The 24,459-nt window shown below is 59.2% G+C and carries 15 protein-coding genes and 1 pseudogene; 8 read left to right on the top strand and 8 right to left on the bottom strand.

Translation table 11 applies throughout. The features are described from left to right. Positions 1–178: 178 nt before the first annotated feature. From ACIP1X_RS11570 to ACIP1X_RS11560, 3 genes are all read left to right on the top strand, one after another. Positions 179–409, top strand: a complete 231-nt coding sequence (locus ACIP1X_RS11570) for a hypothetical protein (RefSeq protein WP_159811663.1) — start codon at positions 179–181, stop codon at positions 407–409. Continuing rightward, on the top strand, positions 406–708 hold the full coding sequence (locus tag ACIP1X_RS11565) for a cell division protein ZapA (RefSeq protein ID WP_053116699.1): 303 nt from the start codon (positions 406–408) through the stop codon (positions 706–708). The genes ACIP1X_RS11570 and ACIP1X_RS11565 overlap by 4 nt, the downstream gene beginning before the upstream one ends. Positions 709–807: 99 nt before the next feature. Beyond that, positions 808–2,745, top strand: a complete 1,938-nt coding sequence (locus tag ACIP1X_RS11560) for a methyl-accepting chemotaxis protein (RefSeq protein ID WP_400752105.1) — start codon at positions 808–810, stop codon at positions 2,743–2,745. A gap of 201 nt (positions 2,746–2,946) precedes the next feature. Here ACIP1X_RS11560 and ACIP1X_RS11555 read toward each other — a convergent pair whose 3' ends face one another. After that, positions 2,947–4,749 carry an acyl-CoA dehydrogenase gene (locus ACIP1X_RS11555; protein ID WP_400752102.1) on the bottom strand — a complete coding sequence of 601 codons (1,803 nt, stop codon included), beginning with the start codon at positions 4,747–4,749 and terminating at the stop codon, positions 2,947–2,949. Between the two features lie 283 nt (positions 4,750–5,032). Then, positions 5,033–8,985, bottom strand: a pseudogene (putA, locus tag ACIP1X_RS11550) (trifunctional transcriptional regulator/proline dehydrogenase/L-glutamate gamma-semialdehyde dehydrogenase). Between the two features lie 460 nt (positions 8,986–9,445). Between putA and putP the strand changes: the two are divergent. The 4 genes from putP (at position 9,446) to ACIP1X_RS11530 (ending at position 14,654) form a co-directional block, all read left to right on the top strand. After that, a complete protein-coding gene (gene putP, locus ACIP1X_RS11545) occupies positions 9,446–10,930 on the top strand; it encodes a sodium/proline symporter PutP (RefSeq protein ID WP_400752101.1) in 1,485 nt (494 codons plus the stop codon). A 349-nt stretch (positions 10,931–11,279) separates the two neighbouring features. Continuing rightward, positions 11,280–13,295, top strand: coding sequence for a type VI secretion system tip protein VgrG (locus ACIP1X_RS11540; protein ID WP_400752098.1), 2,016 nt, complete (start codon positions 11,280–11,282; stop codon positions 13,293–13,295). After that, positions 13,285–13,998: a DUF4123 domain-containing protein gene (locus ACIP1X_RS11535; protein WP_400752096.1), complete on the top strand. Its 714-nt coding sequence runs from the start codon at positions 13,285–13,287 to the stop codon at positions 13,996–13,998. Before ACIP1X_RS11540 ends, ACIP1X_RS11535 begins: the two co-directional genes overlap by 11 nt. 335 nt (positions 13,999–14,333) lie before the next feature. Beyond that, positions 14,334–14,654, top strand: a complete 321-nt coding sequence (locus ACIP1X_RS11530) for a hypothetical protein (RefSeq protein WP_400752094.1) — start codon at positions 14,334–14,336, stop codon at positions 14,652–14,654. Between the two features lie 97 nt (positions 14,655–14,751). On the opposite strand, the gene ACIP1X_RS11525 is transcribed toward ACIP1X_RS11530, so the two are convergent. After that, on the bottom strand, positions 14,752–15,168 hold the full coding sequence (locus ACIP1X_RS11525; RefSeq protein ID WP_400752091.1) for a hypothetical protein: 417 nt from the start codon (positions 15,166–15,168) through the stop codon (positions 14,752–14,754). A gap of 330 nt (positions 15,169–15,498) precedes the next feature. Here ACIP1X_RS11525 and ACIP1X_RS11520 point away from each other — a divergent pair, with 330 nt between their 5' ends. Then, positions 15,499–16,338: a 23S rRNA (adenine(2030)-N(6))-methyltransferase RlmJ gene (locus ACIP1X_RS11520; RefSeq protein ID WP_053116708.1), complete on the top strand. Its 840-nt coding sequence runs from the start codon at positions 15,499–15,501 to the stop codon at positions 16,336–16,338. A gap of 109 nt (positions 16,339–16,447) precedes the next feature. Here ACIP1X_RS11520 and msrA read toward each other — a convergent pair whose 3' ends face one another. The 5 genes from msrA to ACIP1X_RS11495 all read right to left on the bottom strand — a co-directional run. Continuing rightward, the gene (gene msrA / locus ACIP1X_RS11515) at positions 16,448–17,113 is read right to left on the bottom strand and encodes a peptide-methionine (S)-S-oxide reductase MsrA (RefSeq protein ID WP_053116709.1); all 666 of its coding nucleotides are present in this window, start codon (positions 17,111–17,113) and stop codon (positions 16,448–16,450) included. A 205-nt stretch (positions 17,114–17,318) separates the two neighbouring features. Further along, positions 17,319–20,015 (bottom strand): putative bifunctional diguanylate cyclase/phosphodiesterase, encoded by a 2,697-nt coding sequence (locus tag ACIP1X_RS11510; RefSeq protein WP_400752088.1) that lies wholly within the window; start codon positions 20,013–20,015, stop codon positions 17,319–17,321. A 253-nt stretch (positions 20,016–20,268) separates the two neighbouring features. Beyond that, complete coding sequence (locus tag ACIP1X_RS11505) at positions 20,269–21,666, bottom strand: alkaline phosphatase D family protein (protein ID WP_400752085.1); 1,398 nt, start codon at positions 21,664–21,666, stop codon at positions 20,269–20,271. 266 nt (positions 21,667–21,932) lie between these two features. Next, complete coding sequence (gene aceF / locus ACIP1X_RS11500) at positions 21,933–23,894, bottom strand: dihydrolipoyllysine-residue acetyltransferase (protein ID WP_400752083.1); 1,962 nt, start codon at positions 23,892–23,894, stop codon at positions 21,933–21,935. Between the two features lie 11 nt (positions 23,895–23,905). After that, the coding region (locus ACIP1X_RS11495) for a transketolase-like TK C-terminal-containing protein (protein WP_400752080.1) at positions 23,906–24,459 on the bottom strand (554 nt) is incomplete at its 5' end.

Here is a 24,459-nt window from a genome sequence, read left to right as displayed (position 1 = left end):
TGTCGCAGAGGGCGCTCGGCGACGAAGTGCAGGAACAAGATCGGCAAATCACAGTCTTTAAAGCTCGCGGGAACGCTCGCCCGCCAGGAAAATCAAGGCCTTGCGCCGGTTTAACCCTGGCATCCGTGGTGACTTTTCTTTATCGTACGCGCCCTTTGAAAATGCCTGGAAGATCAAAATGTTGGAAGCATCCCTCAGCCAATTGGAACAGCTCGTCAGCGACCTGGTGCAGCAGAACCAGACCCTCGCGCAAACCAATCAGAACTTGTCCACCGAACTGGCTCAGGCCAAGGATGAAAACGAAAGCCTGCAACTGAGCCTGATGGAACAGGAAGAAAAGCACGGCACCACCGCCGCCCGCATTCAGGCGCTGGTTGATCGCGTCAACGCCGGTCCCGTCAGCGCATGAACCACGGCACAGCAGGGGTAAAAGTCATCTCCATTCTCGGGGAGGACTATTCGATCAAGGCACCGGCCGGGGAAGAACAGACCCTGCTGGACGCAGCATTGATGCTTAAAGCCGCTTTGGCCGACACCAAACGCAAATACCCGACGCTGATCGGTGATCGCTTGCTGGTGCTGGCCGCGATGAATCTGTGCTCGCAGCAGATCGACATGAAGAAGCAGCATCAGGAAGAACTCGACCGTTACCAAGAGCAAGTCAGCGCCACGGTCGACACCATCGCCAAGACCATCAATCAGGGTTGACGGCGTTGCGCACAACCAAAGAATAGATTGTCGATCGGGTTGTATACAATCGGCACGGCTGTTGCATTGCTTCCGCCACTTATTCTTTGGGGGTGCTCCATGCAGTTGTGGCGACGCAGTATCCAATGGCAACTGATCCTCAGCATGGGCACCGCTCTGCTGGTCAGTATCCTGATCGTGGTTGGCATTTATACCCTGGTGGTCAACCGCCTCGCCCAGAGCTATCTGGTCGAACAAGCCTTGCCGTCGAGCATCGAAGCGACGCGCAACGACATCGAGCGCATCCTCGTCCAGCCCCTCACCGCCGCGAAAGACATCGCCAGCAACACCATGGTGCGTGACTGGTTGGCGTCTGGCGAAGACAGCAGCAAAACGGCGGGCTTCGCGCAGTATCTGGAAGGCGTCCGCGCCGAACACAAGGCTTTCACTGCTTTGATCATCGGCACCGAATCCAATCATTACATCACCGAAAAAGGCCTGGATCGCACCCTCAGTCGAACCAAACCCGCCGATGCCTGGTTCTATTCCTTCCTCGACAGCAACCAGTCGCGCACCCTCAATATCGACAACGATGGCGCCACTGGAGAATTGGCGCTGTTTATCGATTTGAAGGTCGAGCAGGCCGGCAAAGTGGTCGGTGTGGCCGGTCTCGGGCTGAGCATGAAAGAGCTGTCGGAGCTTATTCACAACTTCAGCTTCGGCGAGCGCGGCAAGGTCTATCTCGTGCGTTCCGACGGTTTGATTCAGGTGCATCCTGAAGCGCAGTTCAGTGGCAAACGCACGCTTACGGAGCAGATTGGTGCTACGGGGGCGCAAGCGGTCATGGGTCAAAAAATTGCCACGAACAGTAGCTTCCAGCGCGATGGCGAAGACTATCTGGCCTTCAGCCTGCCGTTGCGTGATTTGGGCTGGACGCTGGTGGCCGAAGTGCCGCAATCGCAAATCTACGCCGAAGCGCGCAAAGCGATGTGGATGAGTGGCGGCATCGGTCTGGCTGTAGCGCTGGTGTGCCTGGCCTTGGTGGTGTGGCTGGCGCGCGGGCTGGTGCGACCGATTCGTCAGGTAACAGCGGCGCTGGTAGCAATCGGTAGCGGCGGGGGAGATTTGACCCATCGGTTAGATTCCAGCCGTGCTGATGAGCTGGGTGACCTGGCGCGCGGCTTCAACCGCTTCCTCGACAGTCAGCGCGGCATGATTGCGGAAGTGCTGACCACCAGCGAGCGTCTGCGCACGGCGGTGGGGCAAGTGGCGAAAGTGGTTGAGAACACTGCCGAGCGCTCCGGTCGTCAGCAGGAAATGACTGACATGGTTGCCACCGCGGTTCACGAAATGGGCCTGACGGTTCAGGAAATTGCGCAGAACGCCGGCAACGCGGCGCTCGCTTCGCAGACTGCGCGGGATGAAGCGATGCAGGCGCGGGAAGATGTTGGCGGGTCGATCCGGCATATCGAAAGCATGTCGGACGAAATTGGTCTGGCGGCGGGCGCAGTGGGTGAACTGGCGCATCAAGTGGCATCGATTGACTCGGTGTTGGCGGTGATTCGCGGGGTGTCTGAGCAGACGAATTTGCTGGCGCTCAATGCGGCGATTGAAGCGGCGCGTGCCGGGGATATGGGGCGTGGGTTTGCCGTTGTTGCTGATGAAGTGCGCACGTTGGCGCGGCGGACTCAGGCCTCCACTGATGAGATTCAACAGATGATCGGCAGCCTCAAGCAGGGTGCGGAAAACGCTGTGTCGTCAATGCGTACCGGGCAAGCGGCGACGGGTACCGGGGTTGAGTCGAGTCAGCGTACGGGCGCGTCTTTGACCGCGATTACCGGGCAGGTCGAGCGCATCAGCGACATGAACCATCAGGTGGCGACGGCGACCGAGGAGCAGTCGGCGGTGACGGAGGAGATCAACCGCAATGTGCAGGGGATTTCCGATCTGGCGCGGGCGACGGCGGGGGAGGTTCGCGCTTGTCGCGAGGATTGTCAGATGTTGCAGAAACTGGCGGATGATCTGGCGCGGCAGATGGGTGGGTTCAGGTTGAGCTGAGTGTTGAGCCAGAAAAGCCCCTCACCCTAGCCCTCTCCCGGAGGGAGAGGGGACCGACCGAGTGGTTTTGCGTCATGCGCCGACCTGAAAGACCGAGTCGATTATGGATTCGGTACGGCACTTTCAGGTCGGTGTACTTCTAAAATATCCCCCTTTCGGCCCCCTCTCCCTCCGGGAGAGGGCTGGGGTGAGGGTAAGTTTTTAAAACCACGCATCCTGCATCGCCAGGCACGTATCATCCCGCGCCTCCAGCAACGCCAATTCATGGTGGCAACCCGGCACTTCCCACGTCAGAAAATACCGCGCCGCCTGCAACTTGCCTTTATAGAAGTCAGCATCGGCCGCATTGCCCTTGGCCAAGCCTTCCTCCGCACGAATCGCCTGTTCCAGCCAGCGCCAGCCAATTACCGCGTGCCCAAATACCTTCAGGTACAGCGCCGAGTTCGCCAGACTGCTGTTGACCTTGCCCTGCGCCAGATCCGTCAGCAAACCAATGGTCACGGTTTGCAGGCGTGCCACCAGTTTTTCCAGTGGCTCACGCATTGCTGTCAGCGAATCGTGCGCAGTCGAGCGTTCGGCCGTATTGGCAATCAGGCGAATCAGCTGCTTCAGCCCCGCGCCGCCGTTCTGCGCCAATTTACGCCCGAGCAAGTCCAGCGACTGAATGCCGTGGGTGCCTTCATGGATCGGGTTCAGACGGTTGTCGCGGTAGTACTGCTCAACCGGATATTCGCGGGTATAACCGTGACCGCCAAGAATCTGGATCGCCAGTTCGTTGGCTTTCAGGCAGAACTCCGATGGCCAGGATTTGACGATTGGCGTTAGCAAATCCAGCAATTCCTGCGCTTGTTTACGCTCGGTTTCGCTTTCAAGCGTCGTGGTGTCATCGAACAGGCGAGCGGCATACAAGCCGAGGTCAAATGCCCCTTCGACGTAGGATTTTTGCGTCAGCAGCATGCGTCTTACGTCGGCGTGCTGAATGATCGCCACTGGCGCGGTAGTCGGATCCTTGCTGTCCGGCACTCGACCTTGCGGACGTTCGCGGGCGTACTCCAGCGAGTACAGATAACCGGCGTAGCCGAGCATCACTGCACCCATGCCGACGCCGATCCGCGCCTCGTTCATCATCTGGAACATGTAGCTCAAACCGCGATGTGGTTCGCCGACCAGATAGCCGACACACTCGCCGTTATCGCCGAAGTTCAGTGCGGTGGAGGTGGTGCCGCGCCAGCCCATCTTGTGAAACAACCCGGCCAGCAGCACGTCGTTGCGTGGGCCGAGGCTGCCGTCATCGTTGACCAGAAACTTTGGCACGATGAACAGCGAAATGCCTTTCACCCCCGGTGGCGCGTCCGGCAGTTTGGCCAGCACCATGTGTACGATGTTTTCCGAGAGCGGGTGATCGCCGCCGGAAATGAAAATCTTGTTGCCCTTGAGTCGATAGGTGCCGTCAGACGCCGGCTCGGCGCGTGTACGAATATCCGACAGGGATGAGCCGGCATGCGGTTCGGTCAAAGCCATGGTGCCGAAGAAGCGGCCGTCGATCATCGGTTGCAGGAAGCGCTGCTTTTGCTCTTCAGTGCCGAAGCTTTCGATCAGGTTCGCCGCGCCCATGGTCAGGAACGGGTACGAGGTCGAAGCAGCGTTGGCCGACTGGAAATGCGCGAAGCAGGCTTGCGACAGCAATGTAGGAAGTTGCATGCCGCCGGCGTCGAAACTTCTCGCGGCGTTGAGGAATCCGGCTTCAAGGAAGGCATCCACCGCCGGTTTCACTTCGGGAATCAGAATCGCCTGACCGTCTTCATAGCGCGGTTCGTTTTCGTCGCCCTTGCGGTTGTGCGGGGCGAAGTACTTCTCGGCGATATTGCGCGCGGTGCCGATGGCAGCGTCGAAGGTCTCGCGGTTGTGTTCGGCAAAGCGCTCACGCCGGGTCAGGCCCTCGGCATCGAGGACTTCATACAGCTCGAAAGCCAGATTGCGGGAACTGAGCAGCGTCTCGGACATGGCGGCCTACCTGAAATTGGGGTTGGGCCGAGTCTAGGCGTGCTGATAAATGCTGAACAGGATGATTGATGGGCGTGATACAGAAGCAAAAGATCGCAGCCTTCTGTAGGAGCTGCCGAAGGCTGCGATCTTTTGATCTTAAATGTGGGAGCGAGCCTGCTCGCGAAAGCGGTGGGTCAGGCGACATTGATGTCGACTGACACTCCGTCTTCGCGAGCAGGCTCGCTCCCACATGGGGTCTACATTCCAGGCGACCATTGCGGTCGCCTGGAGTTACAGCGGTTTAGCCGATCGTCATCAAGCTGGCATTACCACCCGCCGCCGCAGTGTTAACGCTCAACGCGCGCTCGATCACCAGACGCTCCAGGGCAATGTTGGTCTCGCCCTGGGACAAACCCTGAACCCCAACGATGGCGCCCGCACGCTTGGCAATCTGCTGGCAAACGCCGCGTAACTGGTCGGAATGGCCGTGATGCAGAACCGCATCGAACACCACTTCGTCTTTGTTCCAGTCGGCAACCAGCTTGATCCGCGCCTGAATTTCCTTCGGCAGACGTGCGAACAATGCCTTGCTGATGTCGGACTCCGGCCACACTGCCGAACCGCCTACCGCCAGCACCGCCGCCAGTTGCGTCAGCAAATCACCTTCAACCTCCGCCAGGCACAGCACGTGCTCGCGCGGCAGAATGGCGTAGCTGTTTTTCTCGCCGGTCGGGCCGGCCAGCACACGGGTGATGCCGCTCTGCGATTGCGCCGCGTACTGCACGCACAGGGTGCTCAGGTCGGCGTACTTGTTGCTTTCAGCCCAGGCTTTCAAGGCGTTCAGCGGTTTGCTCATGGCGTCGCGCAAACGAACGTCCGGGGCGACAACAGCATCACCGCGAGCGAAGGATTGTTCGATGGCATCCGTAGGACGTGTCGCCAGCAAACGGTACAGGTACAGCGGGCCACCGGCCTTCGGGCCGGTACCCGACAGGCCTTCGCCGCCGAATGGCTGCACGCCGACCACAGCGCCAACGATGTTGCGGTTGACGTAGACGTTACCGGCGTTGACGTTGTCGATCACCTTGGCGATGGTCTCGTCGATCCGCGTGTGCACGCCCAGCGTCAGGCCATAACCAGAAGCGTTGATCTGAGCGATCAGTTGATCGATCTCTTTACGCTTGTAGCGCACCACGTGCAGCACCGGGCCGAAGATCTCGCGTTGCAGCTCGTCGAAGCTTTCCAGTTCGATCAGGGTCGGCATGACGAAGGTGCCGCGTTTGACTTCTTCAGTGTCAGCGATCGCCACTTGGTAAACGTTGCGACCTTTGTCGCGCATGCCCTGGATATGCTTGTCGATGCCAGCCTTGGCTTCGGCGTCGATCACCGGGCCGATGTCCACAGACAGGCGCTCCGGGTTGCCGAGACGGCTTTCGGCCATCGCGCCTTTGAGCATTTCGATGACACGATCCGCGGAATCTTCCTGCAGGCACAGGACCCGCAGCGCCGAGCAACGCTGACCAGCGCTGTCGAAGGCCGATGAAACTACGTCGATGACGACCTGTTCGGTCAGTGCCGAAGAGTCGACGATCATTGCGTTCTGCCCGCCGGTTTCGGCGATCAGCGGAATCGGGCGGCCCTGGCTGTCGAGACGGCCAGCGATGTTGCGTTGCAGCAGACGTGCGACTTCGGTGGAGCCGGTGAACATCACGCCTTTGACGCGCTCATCGCCAACCAGACCGGCGCCGACGGTTTCACCGCGACCCGGCAGCAATTGCAGCACGCCTTCCGGGATGCCAGCTTCGAGCAGCAAGCGCACGGCTTGCGCGGCGACCAACGGGGTTTGTTCAGCCGGTTTGGCCAATACCGGGTTACCGGCAGCCAATGCCGCAGCGACTTGGCCGCTGAAGATCGCCAGCGGGAAGTTCCACGGGCTGATGCACACGACTGGGCCCAATGGACGGTGGGCGTCGTTGCTGAAATCGTTGCGCGCCTGCACCGCGTAATAACGCAGGAAGTCGACGGCTTCGCGGACTTCGGCGATGGCGTTGGCGAAGGTCTTGCCGGCTTCGCGAGCCAACAGGCCCATCAGTGGCTGGATCTCGCCTTCCATCAAGTCAGCGGCACGTTCCAGAATCGCTGCACGCTCGGCGGGCGGGGTGGCCTGCCAGATCGGTGCAGCGTTCAGCGCGCATTGAATGGCGTTGTCGACGTCTTCGACAGTGGCTTCTTGAACGTGACCGACCACATCACGGTGATCTGCCGGGTTCAGCACGGCTGCCGGAGTTTCAGTGCTGGAAGCGCAACCGAGCATCGGCGCAGCTTTCCAGTCGGTGTGGGCAGTGGCGAGCAGGGCGCAGGACAGCGAAGCCAGACGGTGTTCGTTGGCCATGTCGATGCCGCTGGAGTTGGCACGTTCGGCACCGTACAGGTCACGCGGCAGCGGAATGCGCGGGTGCGGCAGGCCGAAACCCCCTTCCACGGTCGCCATCTGCTCGATCTGCGCCACTGGATCGGCCACCAATTCCTGAATCGAAATCGACTGATCGGCAATACGGTTGACGAACGAAGTGTTCGCGCCGTTTTCCAGCAAGCGACGTACGAGGTAGGCGAGCAGGGTTTCGTGAGTACCGACCGGCGCGTACACGCGGCACGGACGGTTCAGCTTGCCTTCGGAAACTTTGCCTACAACCTGTTCGTAGAGCGGTTCGCCCATGCCGTGCAGGCACTGGAATTCGTACTGGCCGGGGTAATAGTTCTGACCGGCAATGTGGTAAATCGCCGACAGGGTATGGGCGTTGTGCGTGGCGAACTGCGGGTAGATGACTTCCGGCACCGACAGCAGTTTGCGTGCGCAAGCGATGTAGGAAACGTCGGTGTACACCTTGCGGGTGTAGACCGATAGCCTTCCAGGCCTTCGACCTGGGCGCGTTTGATTTCGCTGTCCCAGTACGCGCCTTTCACCAGACGGATCATCAGGCGATGACGGCTGCGACGGGCCAGATCGATCACGTAGTCGATCACGTATGGGCAACGTTTCTGATAAGCCTGAATGACGAAACCAATGCCGTTCCAGCCAGTCAGTTGCGGCTCGAAGCACAGGCGCTCAAGCAGATCCAGCGACAGTTCGAGGCGGTCGGCTTCTTCGGCGTCGATGTTCAGGCCGATGTCGTATTGCTTGGCCAGCAGGGTCAGCGACAGCAGACGCGGGTACAGCTCGTCCATCACACGCTCGTATTGCGCGCGGCTGTAACGCGGGTGCAGTGCCGACAGCTTGATGGAAATGCCCGGGCCTTCATAAATCCCACGACCGTGGGACGCTTTGCCGATCGAGTGAATGGCTTGTTCGTACGACGCCAGGTACTTCTGCGCGTCGTGTTCGGTCAGGGCCGCTTCACCGAGCATGTCGTAGGAATAACGGAAGCCCTTGGCTTCAAACTTGCTCGCATTGGCCAGCGCTTCGGCGATGGTTTCGCCGGTGACGAACTGCTCGCCCATCAGGCGCATAGCCATGTCGACGCCCTTGCGGATCATCGGCTCGCCGCTCTTGCCGATGATGCGGCTCAGCGACGAAGTCAGACCGGCTTCGTTGTGGGTCGAGACCAGTTTACCGGTCAGCAGCAGGCCCCAAGTCGCGGCGTTAACGAACAGCGACGGGCTGTTGCCCAAATGCGGGTGCCAGTTGCCGGTGCTGATCTTGTCGCGGATCAACGCATCACGAGTGCCCTTGTCCGGGATACGCAGCAGCGCTTCGGCCAGGCACATCAGCGCCACGCCTTCCTGGGACGACAAGGAAAATTCCTGCAGCAGACCCTGAACAATGCCCGCACGACCGCCGGCACTTTTCTGGTTACGCAGTTTTTCCGCGATGGAGGCGGCGAGTTTGTTGGTGGCTTCAGCCATGGCGACCGGCAGGCGAGCCTGTTCGATCAGCATCGGCACGACTTCCGGCTCAGGGCGACGGTAAGCGGCAGTGATCGAAGCGCGCAGAACGGACTGCGGCAGGATGCTTTCAGCGAATTCAAGGAAGCACTGGTGAGCGTGATCGTTGTGGACTTCGCCCGCCTCGTCGGCGTCCTTGGCGGTCAGACCGTTCAGCTCGGTCAGGGTTGCACCACCCTCGAGTTTCTCCAGGTAATTGAAAATTGCCTGCTTGATCAGCCAGTGCGGTGTGCGATCAATCGAGGTCGCGGCAGCCTTCAGGCGCTCGCGGGTCGGGTCATCGAGTTTGACCCCAAGGGTGGTGGTAGCCATATTTTTATCCTCATGGTTGCCACAGTTGCGTGGCATCAGCTGGCCGCAAGATTAGCCGTGCGCCGAAAGAGGTGCAACCGGGTGCAACCCTTTTTTTGCCGGAATAATAAGCAGCTCGTCAGGAATTATTTTCTGGTACGAAAGTACTGCTCCTGCTTGGTGCTTTTGCTTCTAGCAAATGGCCATGACTGCCACAAAAGGGAGCAAAAACGCGGTGATTGTCGATAAAACCGACTAGGTGCAACTTATTCTCACGAAACTGGTTGCACCTCTTTTGCTTTGTTGCATAGGATTCGCGCCCAAGGTGCAACCGGGAAAATAGTCCGGTGTATCGGCTGATGGCTTTCCTGGGGAAACATCAGTCCTAAATGCGCGGGATCCCGAATCGTCTGCCAAACGTCGTCGTTTGCGCGCGGTTCATCACCGCCGCTACATAAAAACAAAGCCAGGGCGTAACTTAATGAGCGTTAGCAATCCAACCTTGATCACGTTCGTGATCTACATCGCAGCAATGGTGCTGATCGGCTTGATGGCCTATCGCTCCACCAACAACCTTTCTGACTACATTCTGGGCGGCCGCAGCCTGGGTAGCGTCGTCACCGCGCTATCCGCCGGTGCGTCCGACATGAGTGGCTGGTTGTTGATGGGCCTGCCAGGCGCCATCTACATGTCCGGTTTGTCCGAAAGCTGGATCGCCATCGGCCTGATCGTCGGTGCTTACCTGAACTGGCTGTTCGTTGCCGGCCGTTTGCGTGTGCAGACCGAGCACAACGGCGACGCCCTGACCCTGCCGGACTACTTCGCCAGCCGTTTCGAAGACAAAAGCGGCCTGCTGCGCATTATTTCGGCGATCGTGATTCTGGTGTTCTTCACCATCTATTGCGCTTCCGGCATCGTTGCCGGCGCCCGTCTGTTCGAAAGCACCTTCGGCATGTCCTACGAGACGGCGCTGTGGGCCGGTGCTGCGGCGACAATTGCCTACACCTTTATCGGCGGTTTCCTCGCGGTAAGCTGGACTGACACGGTTCAAGCGACCCTGATGATTTTCGCGCTGATCCTCACGCCGATCATCGTGCTGCTGGCCACCGGCGGCGTCGACACCACGTTCCTGGCCATCGAAGCGCAAGATCCAAGCAACTTCGACATGCTCAAAGGCACTACTTTCATCGGCATCATCTCGCTGATGGGCTGGGGTCTGGGCTACTTCGGCCAGCCGCACATCCTCGCGCGTTTCATGGCGGCGGACTCGGTGAAATCGATCGCCAAGGCGCGTCGCATTTCCATGACCTGGATGATCCTGTGCCTGGGCGGCACCGTGGCCGTCGGCTTCTTCGGTATCGCGTACTTCTCGGCGCACCCGGAACTGGCCGGCCCTGTCACCGAGAACCACGAGCGTGTGTTCATCGAGCTGGCGAAAATCCTCTTCAACCCATGGATTGCCGGTGTACTGCTGTCGGCCATTCTGGCTGCGGTGATGAGCACCCTGAGCTGCCAGTTGCTGGTGTGCTCGAGCGCCCTGACCGAAGACTTCTACAAAACCTTCCTGCGTAAATCGGCCTCGCAACTGGAGCTGGTCTGGGTCGGTCGCGCCATGGTGCTGTTGGTTGCGTTGATCGCCATCGCACTGGCGGCCAACCCGGAAAACCGCGTACTGGGCCTGGTGTCCTACGCTTGGGCCGGTTTCGGTGCTGCGTTCGGTCCGGTTGTGCTGATCTCGGTGATCTGGAAAGACATGACCCGCAACGGCGCACTGGCCGGTATCGTGGTTGGTGCCGTCACCGTGGTGGTCTGGAAGCATTTCGAACTGCTGGGTCTGTACGAAATCATCCCGGGTTTCATCTTCGCCAGCCTGGCGATCTACTTTGTCAGCAAGGCGGGCGAACCGACTCGCAGCATGGTTGAGCGCTTCGAGGCAGCGGAAAAAGACTTCAATCTGAACAAGTAATGCGCTGAGCTACGGCTCACCTGAAAACGGCCCGTTTCCTACAGGAGACGGGCCGTTTTTTTGTGCCTGTGATTTCTTATTCACCGCAGATCCTTGTAGGAGTGAGCCTGCTCGCGATAGCGGTCTGACATTCAACATTGATGTCATATGACACAACGCCATCGCGAGCAGGCTCACTCCTACAGGGATCTGCTGTGGGGTTTAGGGATTTGTCTGTAGTCGTTTGCGCCAATTTTCTGTGGGTTTTTCGACAACAGAAGTAGGGCAAATCTGATTTTTCCGTCCCCCACTCAACACCCCTTGCCCCTCATGCAGAATCGCCCGCCCTCACTCTGCAGAGACACATCGGATGTTCGCGCCTGCCAATCAACCGCGTTTCACGTTGACCCTCGAAGGCGCCCAAATTGACCTCAAAGTCCTTGAGTTCACGGGCAAGGAAGCCATCAGCCAACCCTTTCGTTTTGAGCTGGAACTGGTCAGTGAACGACCCGATCTGGATCTCGAAAGTATGCTGCACTGTCAGGCTTTTCTGAGTTTTGATGCTGACGGCTCCGGCATTCACGGTCAGATTTATCAGGTCGGGCAGGGCGATTCCGGGAAACGTCTGACGCGCTATCACCTCAGCCTGGTCCCACGTCTGACCTACCTCGGGCACCGCATCAATCAGCGTATTTTTCAGCATCTCAGCGTGCCGCAAATCGTTGAGCAAATCCTCAAGGATCACTCGATCCTGCGCGATGCCTTCGAATTCCGCCTCGGCAGCGATTACCCGGTGCGTGAATATTGCGTGCAGTACGGGGAGAGTGATCTGGCGTTCATCCAGCGTCTGTGTGCGGAAGTCGGCATCCATTATCACTTTCAGCACAGCCTCGAAGGGCACTTGTTGGTGTTCGGTGACGACCAGACCGTTTTCCCCAAGCTCGCCGAGCCGACCTTGTATCTGCCCGGCAGCGGCATGCTCAGTGCGGCGCCGGTGATCAAGCGCTTCAACGTTCGTGTGGAAACCCGTACCAGCGTGGTCACCCGGCGCGACTACAACTTCGTAAAACCGCGTCTGCAACTGGAAAGTCGCATCGACAGTGAGCAGCGCCCGGTGCTGGAGGACTATCACTTTCCCGGCCAATTCAAAGATCGTGAAACCGGCAAGCACCTCGCCCAGCGCGCACTTGAACAGCATGTCTCCGATTACCGTCAAGCCGAGGGCCTCAGCGACGAATCCTCCTTGGTGTGCGGACATTTCCTGCAACTGGCCGACCATCCGCGCCAAGACTGGAATGACCTGTGGCTGCTGACTGCCGTCGAGCACCACGGCCGACAGCCGCAAGTGCTGGAAGAAACGGCGACCAGCGATGGGGAAGGTTTCCAGGGTTACCGTAATACCTTTCTCGCCACGCCGTGGGACGTGTTCTTTCGTCCGGCGCTGGGCCCGGAAAAACCGCGCATGCTCGGTTATCAACCGGCCGTCGTCACGGGCCCGAAAGACATGGAAATCCATTGCGACGAGTACGGTCGGGTCAAGGTGCAACTGGCCTGGGATCGTGATGGTGAGTTGAACGAACATTCCAGTTGCTGGCTGCGTGTCGCCAGCGGCTGGGCCCACGACGGTTATGGCAGCGTGCTGATCCCGCGAGTCGGCATGGAGGTGTTGGTCGGTTTCATCGACGCCGATGCCGACAAACCGCTGGTCATGGGCTGCCTGCCAAATGCCGCGACGCCAGTGCCACTGGATCTGCCCGCCGACAAAACCCGCAGCATCTTCCGCAGCCAGAGCAGTCCCGGCGGTGGCGGCTACAACGAACTGCGCATCGAGGATCGCAAAGGTGCCGAAGAAATCTACCTGCGCGCCCAGCGCAACTGGACGCAGCATGTGCTCAACAATCAACAGGTGCAGGTCGATAACCAGCGCAGCATTGTCGTCACCGGCACCGCGCGGCATGAATTGAAGGCCGATGAACAACGCATCACCCACGGCCAGCGGCAAACCGAAGTGCGGCAGGACGATCACCTGACCGTGACCGGCGACCGGCATATTCGTGTCAGCAGTCAGGCGCTCAGTGCCAGCGGGCAATTTCATGTCAGCGCTGGCCAGCAAGTAGTCATCGATGGTGGTGCGAGCGCAACGATTCAGGCCGGTGGGCAGTGGATCAACATCGGCCCCGGGGGAATTTTCAGCAGCGTGCCGATCATGGTCGGTGGCGCACCGATGGTGCCCATGAGTGCCGCGCCCGTTATGCCGGGGTTGCCGGAGAAACTGGCGGCAGCGCCCGCCGCCATGCTCACGCCGGCACAGATCATGAGCCTGAAAGGCGATGCACCGTTCTGCGAAGAGTGCGCGCGGTGTAAGGAGGGTGTTTGTGCCGTCTGAATGTCTAGCGCCGTCGGCGTGGCTGGCGAACGTACCGCTGAAACCGTCGGAGCAATTGTTCGCGATTTTCAGCAAAACCAGCGACGCCAATCCATCCACGGCTTGGCAAGGGGCGTCGAGCCCAATCTGGGCGGACACTATTTACGCCGAGTGGGATGCGGTGATGCCCTTCGTGGGAATTGTCGCTGTGGACAGTGAGTTTCTCGATTGGGTGGCGGCTACCGAGTCTGTTGATTGGGGGTGGCTGGCGGTTTCCTCGGCGAGCCTTGAAGCGGTGGTTGAGCATTTTCGCAGTCTGACTCAGGTGCTGATGCCGGACGGCAAAGCGGTGTTTTTCCGGTTTTGGGATGGGCGGTTTTTGTCGCCGATCTTGCAGTCCGAGGCGGTCAGCGCGGCGCAACTGTTGCCGGTGATCTCGCGTGGACTGATTAATGGTCAGGCCATTGATGTCGGGGGGAAGGCGCTGGTTTCCGGGCAGGTGTTTCCATGGTGGAAAGTGCCGGAATCGGTGTTGGCAGCGGACGGAGTTGATGTTCAGGTCGGTAATGCTGTGCAGTGGCTGAGTGAGGAATATCCGGCGTTGTTCGAGGCATTTCCCGAGCCGGTTTTGCGCTGCAAGGTCAGCCAGTTTTTTCTAGTTACAGCGTCGGAAGATTCGACGCAATCGGCGTTATTAGCGTTTTTGCTGACAGAGTCGGAGTGAGGTTTCCGGGCGAAGGCTTCGGACGTTTCCTTCGAGTTGCGGCGGTTTTCATGAACTGGTGGGCGGTGGGTTGCAGGGATAGTCTTTTCGTTGTCACTGCGAGAGTGGTGGCGGGTGTAGGAACCCTGACAAATTCACCGTGCATCAGCGTCGACGTTTGATTACGGCACTTAAATTAGTGCCCGTAATATCTTTTGCGGCGGCCGTGCGCGGGAACGCTTCGGCGTAGCTGAGTTTGGTGGGTTTCTCAGTTTCCTACTCTCGCGTACGGCTGCCACCCAAACCTGTAGGAAGGTCATTGGCAGGCTCATTTAACCTATTGAGGTGCAACTGATATGGCTAGGCTTAAACCCGATCCACCCTACGAAAAGATCACTCCCCATCCCGCCAACCGCTTCATGGCCCTGACCAGCAATTGCAGCGATATGCCCACCCTGTTCGTCGACACCCACGCGCCCCTCGACATCCTCCTGGACGCCGCCAACTACCGCCTCCGCGCCGTGGTTCAAGTGTTGGAGAACCTGTGCATGCGTGGCTCGGTCGAGTGCGACTCGATCATCCTCAGCGACTTCGCCATGCTCTGTGCGATCCCGTTGCGCGATGGCTGTGATGTGCTGGATGTGATTGGGCGCAGGTTGGGCGGCATGCCGTCCTGACGGCTCAAGATCAAAAGATCGCAGCCTGCGGCAGCTCCTACATCAATCGCCGTGTAGGAGCTGCCGAAGGCTGCGATCTTTTGACTCTCAAAAAGGCTCAATCAACAACGATGTAAGCATCCTGAGCCCGAATGAAACGCTCGAACGCTTCTGAGTTGTAAACCTGCAGGCAAGCATGGAAGACCATTTTTTCATCCGAGTATTTGCTGTTGGCGGAGGTCTGGGCATACGCCGCAGACACATGGTTCCTCGTCTCGTTATAGGGATCGTGCAGTACCTGCAGCGTGTCTTCATTTTGCAGGACTGTGTGCATGCCCTTGCCCATGAACGAGTAGGCACCGGCGGCCAATGCGATGTCTTTTCTCAGGGCGGATTGCTTATTGAATGGCGCCAGGAGGCAGTGGCTCAAGCCGTAATTTTTGAGGGTTTGCCGGGCTTGATCGGTGTGGTTTGCGTCGGCAAGTGCGAGGTATGGGCCTAATGCGCCGAGTAGGAAGATGAACGGGTGTCGCATGAGTTTTTGACTTCCTGTCTATCATGGTTAGCCAGTGTAACTGCATGATAGCGAAGCCCCTCACCCTAACCCTCTCCCGGAGGGAGAGGGGACTGACCGAGTCGGCTGGGTGAGGTACGCCGACTTGCGACTTCTGCAGCGTACTTTGCCCGGCCACGCTTGAGATCGCGGTGGTCTTTCAGGTCGACATAAGCCGCAAGATCACCTCAATCAGTCCCCTCTACCTCTGGGAGAGGGCTAGGGTGAGGGCGCGCATTTGTCCGCTCAGCCGCCAACCCCTGACTTGCCGCGCGGTAAAAGGTAAACTTTGCGCCCTTCGCAGGAGCAGCCATGAATTATCGTCACGCCTTCCATGCCGGCAATCACGCCGATGTGTTCAAACACCTGACCTTGACCCGCCTCATCGCCTTGATGTCGCGCAAGGAGCAGCCGTTTGCCTATCTCGACAGCCACGCCGGCATCGGTCTGTATGACTTGCAGGGTGATCAGGCGAATCGCACCGGCGAGTACCTGGAAGGCATCGCGCGCTTGTGGGATCAGCCGGATCTGCCGGCGCTGACCGCCGATTACATGAAAGTGCTGCACGAGATGAATCCGGATGGCCAGTTGCGCTACTACCCGGGTTCGCCGGAGCTGGCGCGGCGTCTGACGCGGCCGCAGGATCGGGTGATGCTCAACGAGAAGCACCCGGAGGACGGCGTGCTGCTCAAGGACAACATGGCCGGTGATCGTCGGGTCAAAGTGCACCTCGGCGAGGGTTGGCATGTGGCGCGGGCGATGTTGCCGGTGCAGGAAAAGCGCGCGGTGATGCTGATCGATCCGCCGTTCGAACAGCTTGATGAGATGCAGCGCTGCGCGGCGTCGTTGAAAGAGGCCATTGGCCGCATGCGCCAAACGGTGGCGGCGATCTGGTATCCGGTGAAAGACCAGCGTGCGCTGCGTCGTTTCTATCAGGATCTGGCCGGGAGCGGCGCGCCTAAGTTGCTGCGCGTGGAGTTGCTGGTGCATCCGCTGGATACGCCGAACAGTCTGAACGGTTCGGGGATGGCGATTGCCAATCCGCCGTGGGGGCTGGAGGAAGAGTTGCGTGAGTTGCTGCCGTGGTTGTCGAAGAAACTGGGGCAGACTCAGGGTGGCTGGCAGATGGATTGGTTGATTGCCGAGAGCTGATCCGTTGGTTTGATGGTGGCTGAACGGACGCCTTCGCGAGCAAGCCCGCTCCCACATTTGGAACGCATTTCAAATGTGGGAGCGGGCTTGCTCGCGAAGCTTCTACGCTTTAATTACCCGCCAGACTCGGTGGCATGCACACGCCGGTGCCGCCAATCCCGCAGTAACCCTCAGGATTCTTTGCCAGATACTGCTGGTGATACGTCTCGGCGAAGTACACGGTCGGCGCCTGTTCGATCTCAGTGCTGATTTCACCCAGGCCAGCCTTCGACAATTCAGCCTGATACACCGCTTTGCTCTTCAGCGCCGCGTCCAGATGCTCAGGCGAAGTTGCGTAGATCACCGAGCGGTACTGCGTGCCGATGTCGTTGCCCTGACGCATGCCTTGCGTCGGGTTGTGCAGTTCCCAGAACATCGCCAGCAGCTCTTCGTAGCTGACTTTATCCTTGTCGAACACCACCAGCACCACTTCGGAGTGGCCGGTCAGACCTGAACAGACTTCTTCATAGGTCGGGTTTGGCGTGAAGCCGCCAGCGTAACCGACGACCGTGCTGACCACGCCTTCGCGCTGCCAGAAACGGCGTTCTGCACCCCAGAAGCAACCGAGACCGAAGATCGCAAAATCGACGTCCTGAAAAAACGGGCCGAGCAGCGGGGTGTCTTCAAACACGAAGTGTTTTTCAGGCAGGGTCATCGCGGTTTCGCGGCCGGGCAGAGCTTGTTCTTTGGTTGGAAGCACGTTTTTGTTCACCAGAATTTCCGAGCGCAGAACCATGATCAGTCCTCTCAGTCAGGTTGGATGTAAAAAGTCAGACCGCCAGTGTGCCCAATGATGCCCGACTTCGCACTATCAAAACTGTGGGAGCGGGCTTGCTCGCGAAGGCGGTGTGTCAGGCAAGAGAAATATTGACTGATGCACCGCATTCGCGAGCAAGCCCGCTCCCACAGGAGGAAGTCATCCATAGAGAGGGCGGCGGGGGTTAGAGGGCGAGCGGACCGCGTGGGTAGCGTTTCAGCGCCTGAATCAGCTCGCCGCCGGGGATCGGGCGGTCGAACAGGTAGCCCTGGCCGACGTCGCAGCGATGGCGACGGAGGAATGCCAGTTGCTCGGCGGTCTCGATGCCTTCCGCCACAACCTTGAGCTTGAGGTTGTGCGCCATGGCGATCACCGCTGAGGTGATTTCCATGTCGTCCTGGTTGTCGGGGATTTCGTGGATAAAGCTGCGATCGATCTTGATGATGTCGATCGGGAATTTCTTCAAATAACTCAGCGACGAATAACCGGTGCCGAAGTCGTCCATGGCCAAGGTCAGGCCCAGACGCTTGAGCTGATCAAGCTGCAAGTGCGTGTCTTCAGTGGCTTCCAGCAGCAGACCTTCGGTCAGTTCCAGTTCGAGCAGATGGGCCGGCAGCGCTTCTTCCTTGAGGATGTTGGCGATGGAGGCGACCAGATCCGGGTCGGAGAACTGCTTCGGCGAGAGGTTGATCGCCACTTGCAGATTGCCCATGCCGGCAGCGGTCAGCGCTTTACTCATGCGGCAGGCCTGACGCGCGATCCACTTGCCGATCGGAATGATCAGCCCGGTCTCTTCGGCGACGCTGATGAACTGATCCGGGCGGATCATGCCGCGTTCCGGGTGATTCCAGCGCAGAAGCGCTTCCATGCCCAGCAAGCGACCGCTGCGCAGGCACAACTTGGGCTGGTAGAACACGTCCAGCTCGTTCTGGGTGAGGGCGCGGCGCAGGTTGTTCTCGACGAACAGTTTGTAGCTGGCCTCGGCATTCAGCGCTTCGGTGAAGACTTGCACCTGGTGTTTGCCGTTGGCCTTGGCCTTATGCAGTGCCAGACCGGCATTACGCATCAGGGTTTGCGGGTCGCGGCCGTGCAACGGCGCGCAGGCCAGACCGACCGAGCCGGTGACGCTGATCAACTGGTTGTCGACGAACATCGGTTTATCCAGCGTCGCCAACAATTGGTTGGCGATCTGCTGACCGGTCGCCAGATCGGTGTCGTCGAGCAGTACGGCAAATTCGTTACTGGCGAATCGCGCGAGGCTGCCACTCGGGCTGAGGCTGTTGCGCAGACGCCGGGCCAGACTGATCAGCAGTTTGTCGCCGGTCTGGTGGCCGAGGCTGTCGTTGATGCGCTTGAAGTTGTCGATGTCGACCAGCAACAGGCTGATCGGGGTATCGCTATCCCGGGCGAAGCGTTCGTCCAGATTGCGGATAAACGCCGGGCGGTTACCGAGGTTGGTCAGGTTGTCGGTGTAGGCCAGGCGCTCGATGCGCTGTTGCGCGAGCTTGGTCTGGGTGATGTCTTCGTAGATGCCGATGTAGTGCGTCAGCTCACGGTTGTCACCGTAGACCTTGGAGATCGACAACTGGCCCCAGTACGGTTCGAGGTTTTTCCGGCGGCTCTTGAATTCGCCCTGCCAACTGTTGCTCTTGGCCAGTGCGGAAGGGGCATCGAACAGCAGCTCGCTAAGGTTTTCCAGCGCCGGCAACTCGGACAGTCGCTGGCCGTGGACTTCCTCGGTGGTGTACTGGGTGATCGCGGTAAAGCTCGGGTTGACGTACTCGACCACGCCGTCGCAATTGACCAGCAAAAACGCGTTGGCGCTTTGCTCGACCGCACGCTGGAACAGGTGCAGGGCGCTGGTGGCGGTGCGGCGGTTGTGGTTGTTGATGACTTGCGCGAACTGGTCGGCCAACTCGCCGGCGAAAGCGATTTCGTCGGACTGCCAGGCGCGAGTGACGCCGGTTTGTTCCAGACACAACACGCCGACGACCTGGCCATCGACACGGATACTGGCGTCGAGCATCGCATTGACGTCGCGCGGGCGCAGGGCTTCGGCCATTTCGCGGGTACGCGGGTCACGCATCGCGTTGTGCGCATCGATGGCGCGGCTGCTCTGCAACGCTTCCATGTAATCGGGAAAGGTGCTGACGTCGATCACGTCCGGCAGGATGTAGTCCTGCGTCGTGCGGTGGTACGCCGAGATCGGCACCAGTTGCTGGCCTTCGAGGTTCCACAGGCTGGCGCAGTCGATTTCATAGATATCGCAGGCGCAGCGGGTGATCAGTTCGGCGGCTTCCTGCAAGGAATTGTGCGTGCTGTAGCGCTGACGGGCGAGCAGCAGAATCAAATCCTGCTGGGCGCGGACACGCTCCAGATGCAGCAGTTGTTCCTGCTGCGCGCGCTGATTCAGTTCGAGGGCGATTTGCAGGCGCGAATTTTGGGTTTCGAGATCGACCGAGGGTTGCAGCGGCGCATCGTCGAAGACGTCATCGACCGCCAGCAGATAGCCGCGCAGCAGGTGGCGATTGTGTTGTTTGTAGGCTTCGCCCAGTTCAAGAATATTCAGCGCGCCGGCCGGGGTGTGCAGGGTGTAACGCACCAGATAATGCGGGCTGGCGCCGAGTTGTTGCTGGATCGCGTCGTGCAGTTGATAGCGCGCTTCCGGCTCCATCAGGCTGGCGTAAGGCGAGCCGACCAGAGCGCACAGCTCGACAGCGGGCTGGCCGAACTGGCGTTCGCAATTCGGATCGAGAAAGAGCATCGCCCAACTGGCTTCATTCAAGCGCTCGAAACGCAGCATGCCGAGCCGCGAGGGCACAGGCAACTGCGTCACTACCTCGGCCACCATACGGCTGGCGGCATCGGGTTGGCTCTTCATGAAGGGAACTCGCTTGGAAATATGCTGAACGCGCCGGGCTCTCGCCCTCTTAAACGTTGCCTGCGGCAAGGTTGCATCATTGCAGCACTGACTGACAAGAGTGATGAAGGCCAAGTGCTATAAGAATATGTCGGCTGGAGTGAACATTTCTCCAGCGTCTATTTGAAAACAGCAAAAGATCGCAGCCAGCGTACGCATTTGCAGGGAAATACGATCCTTGTAGGAGCTGCCGAAGGCTGCGATCTTTTAAGGTTTAGCGCAGATCTATCGCAATCGACTGCAATGGCTTCCCATCGCGATCATGGTAATTCACCACAATCCGCTCAGCCTCGACCACCATGTGCGCAAAGTTGTCCTGACTGATCACCTCGCTGGTCAACTCATGCACATAATCGCCCGCCGCCGTGCGCACCAGTGGCTGATCCAGAATGAACGTGGATGCCTTGGCATACGGCAGCAGTTTGCTGTTGCACAGCGGCGATGACACCACGGTGTGCACTTCGAAATCAGGATCTTCACTGTGCGTCAGACGTGCAGTCATCGAGCCATGCACGTCGCCGGAAATAAAGATGACATTGCTGATCCGCCGGGTACGAATGGTTTCCAGCAAGCGCAGACGCTGCTCCGGAAAGGCTTTCCACGCATCTTCGCCAAGACCTTTGCCGTCCGGGTAGAACATCACGCTGGTGACGACGAATTTGACCCGCGCCGTGCTGTTGATCAGCCAGTCCAGCAGCGCTTGCTCCTGTTCGACGTCGAGGATGCGTCGATCATCGGCCGACAAGTTGCGTCGGGTGCGGCTATCGGTGACAAACCATTCGAGATCGCCGTCGCTGAATTGATACCAGTAATGCTGGATAGATGAATGATCAACTTGGCCGTTAGTTGCCAAAGAACAGGCCGGGCTATGGCTGGCTTGATACAGTTCATAGGCTTTGGTGGCGTTGTTATATAACGCGTCGTCACCTGCTTCGGCATTCGCTGGCCAGTTGTCCTCGATTTCATGGTCATCGAGAATCATATACGTCGAAGTTTCCGACATTAAGCGCTTTATGTTGGGTTGCGAAAAAGCTGCGCGGTACTTTGCGAGAATATCTTTGTATTCGTGATCAGGCGCAATCAAGTTGAGATCGTCGACATAGATCTGATCGCCGGTCATCAGCATTGCACTGATGGACGGTTGTATCCCTTCGATCAATTGACGGATTGAAGCAAAGATTCGGTCACCCAACTGCGGCAGCACCGCAACACCCGCCGTCATGCGCAGGTAACGGCACGAACCAACGATGTAGGCGCGCGGCTGCAATGGTTCGCCGGAGCGGGTGCGAAAACGGTGAGTCTCGCGCGGCCATTGCAGCGGCAGTTCAGCGACACTGTCGACGGTGTGTACCGGACTCATCGGGCTGAACCAGCCGGTTTGATATTCGTACTCGGTGTCTTCATCCAAGTTATTAAGTGCGATCACATTGGACATGTCGCGAGATTCGTCGAGTTTGGCAAAAATGCCTCTAGTCCATTGTTGCGTGTCGCTGGCCCGATAACGAATGCCGGCGAACACCTGAAGATCTTTTTGAAACTCGCCGCGAATAAATATCCGCGCCTGGTTAGTTGTAACGTGGCCAATAATCGGGCCGATAGTCGGTTTTAACATGTTCGAATCCATTCGAATGAGTGTCAGATAAAACTAAAAGGTAGTTTGACTGTGCTGTGCCAAGACTAGTTGGCGTTTGGATAAAAAGATCGGCACGAAGTTGACTCGGGCTGTAGCCGATGTCAGCGCAATGTGTGGGAAAAGTATAAGAGACGAATTTCAGGCAAAAAAAAGCCCCGTCAAACTGACGGGGTTGAGGTACGAGCGTGTGGCGCTCGAAAACGTGAAACACAAGCTGCCCTCCATTGCTGGAGGGCCACCTGGGATTACAGCAGGATGGTGCGGATGTCCGCCAGCAGGCTGCCCAGACGCTGGGTGAAGCGTGCGGCAGCGGCGCCGTTGATCACACGGTGATCGTAGGACAACGACAGCGGCAGCATCAGTTTCGGCTGGAAGGCTTTGCCGTCCCAGACTGGCTGAATGGTTGCCTTGGAAACACCGAGGATCGCCACTTCCGGCGCGTTGACGATCGGCGTGAAGCCGGTGCCGCCAATGTGGCCGAGGCTGGAAATGGTGAAGCAGGCGCCTTGCATGTCGTCAGCGGTGAGCTTCTTGTCGCGGGCTTTGGCGGCCAGCGCAGCGGCTTCGGCTGCCAGTTGCAGCAGGCTCTTCTGGTCGACGTTCTTGATGACCGGTACCAGCAGGCCATCCGGAGTGTCGACGGCGAAGCCGATGTTGATGTACTTCTTGCGGATGATCGCTTTGCCGCTTGGCGCCAGCGAACTGTTGAAGTCCGGCAGCTCCTTGAGCATGTGCGCGCACGACTTGAGCAGCAGCGGCAGGATGGTCAGCTTGACGCCGGCCTTCTCTGCAACGGCTTTCTGTGCCACGCGGAAGGCTTCCAGCTCGGTGATATCAGCCGAATCGAACTGAGTCACGTGCGGGATGTTCAGCCAGCTGCGGTGCAGGCTCGACGCGCCGATCTGCATCAGGCGAGTCATCGGCACTTCTTCGATTTCGCCGAAACGGCTGAAGTCGACGACCGGAATCGGCGGGATGCCCGCGCCACCGGTTGCGCCAGCAGCAGCGGCCGGTGCTTCCTTGGCCTTCTGCATCATCGCTTTGACGTAAACCTGCACGTCTTCTTTCAAGATACGACCGTGCGGGCCGCTGGCGCCGACAGCGTTCAGCTCAACGCCGAACTCACGGGCCAGTTGACGCACGGCTGGGCCGGCGTGAACTTTGGCGCCCGGCTTGGCCGGGGCGGCTGGAGCGGCAGCAGGTGCAGCGGCAGCCGGAGCAGCAGTGGCAGGTGCCGGAGCGCTCGGAGCAGCAGCGGCGGCAGCTGGCGCCGGGGCAGCAGCAGGGGCCGCGCCTTTGACTTTCAGCTTCAGAATCAGGTCGCCGGTACCGACTTCGTCATCCAGCTTGATGGAAACGCTTTCCACCACGCCAGCGGCAGGCGATGGAATTTCCATGCTCGCCTTGTCGGATTCCAGGGTGATCAGCGACTGGTCAGCTTCAACGGTGTCGCCAGCCTTGACCAACACTTCGATGATCTTGGCTTTGCCCGACGAACCGATGTCCGGAACGTGGATGTCCTGAACGCTGTCAGCAACCGGAGCGGCTGGCGCGGCTGCCGGAGCAGGCGCAGCGGCGGCGGCCGGTGCAGCAGCCTGAGCCGGAGCGGCCGCAGCAGGGGCCGCAGCACCCGCCACTTCCAGATCCAGAATCAGGTCGCCAGTGCCGACTTCGTCGTTGAGCTTGACGCTGATGGCCTTGACCACGCCAGCGGCAGGCGACGGGATTTCCATGCTCGCCTTGTCGGATTCCAGCGTGATCAGCGATTGATCAGCTTCGACGGTGTCGCCGACCTTGACCTGAATCTCGATGATCTGTGCCTTGCCCGACGAACCGATGTCCGGCACGTGCACTTGCTGAACCGAAGCGGCAGCAGGGGCAGCGGCTGGCGCGGCAGCAGCAGGAGCGGCGGCCGGTTTCTCTTCAGCCTTTTTAGCCGGTGCAGCAGCCGGAGCAGGGGCCGCTTCAGCGGCGCCCTCGACTTCCAGCTCAAGCAGTTCGTCGCCTTCTTTCAGACGGTCGCCCAGCTTCACTTTCAGGCTTTTGATGACGCCGGCTTTCGGGGCCGGCACTTCCATGCTGGCCTTGTCCGATTCCAGGGTCAGGATGCTCTGGTCGGCTTCGATACGGTCGCCGACCTTCACAAACAGTTCAATTACTTCACCTTCACCGCTGCCGATGTCAGGTACGCGAATGAGTTCGCTCACAAAATGTCTCCTCAGCAGTCCAGTGGGTTGCGTTTTTCCGGGTCGATGCCGAACTTGGTGATGGCTTCAGCCACAACCTTAGGTTCGATATCACCACGGTCAGCCAGTGCTTCCAGGGCTGCCAACACCACGAAATGACGGTCAACTTCGAAGAAATGACGCAGTTTCTTGCGGCTGTCGCTGCGGCCGAAACCATCGGTGCCGAGGACTTTGAATTCCTTCGACGGTACCCACTGACGGATCTGCTCGGCGAACAGCTTCATGTAGTCGGTAGAGGCGATGACCGGACCTTTACGGCCGTTCAGGCACTCTTCGACGTAGCTCAGCTTAGGCTTCTGGCCCGGCTTCAGACGGTTGCTGCGCTCGACAGCGAGGCCGTCGCGACGCAGTTCGTTGAAGCTGGTAACGCTCCACACGTCAGCGCCAACGTTGAACTCTTCACGCAGGATCTTCGCCGCTTCACGGACTTCACGCAGGATGGTGCCGGAGCCCATCAGCTGTACGTGGTGCGCCGCATCGCGGGTGTCTTCTTCGAGCAGGTACATGCCTTTCTTGATGCCTTCTT

Source organism: Pseudomonas sp. NPDC088885 (assembly GCF_044750025.1).
Taxonomy (GTDB): Bacteria; Pseudomonadota; Gammaproteobacteria; order Pseudomonadales; family Pseudomonadaceae; genus Aquipseudomonas; species Aquipseudomonas rustica.
Note: the sequence above shows the minus strand (reverse complement) of the source record. Positions and strands in the feature narration are given on the sequence as shown.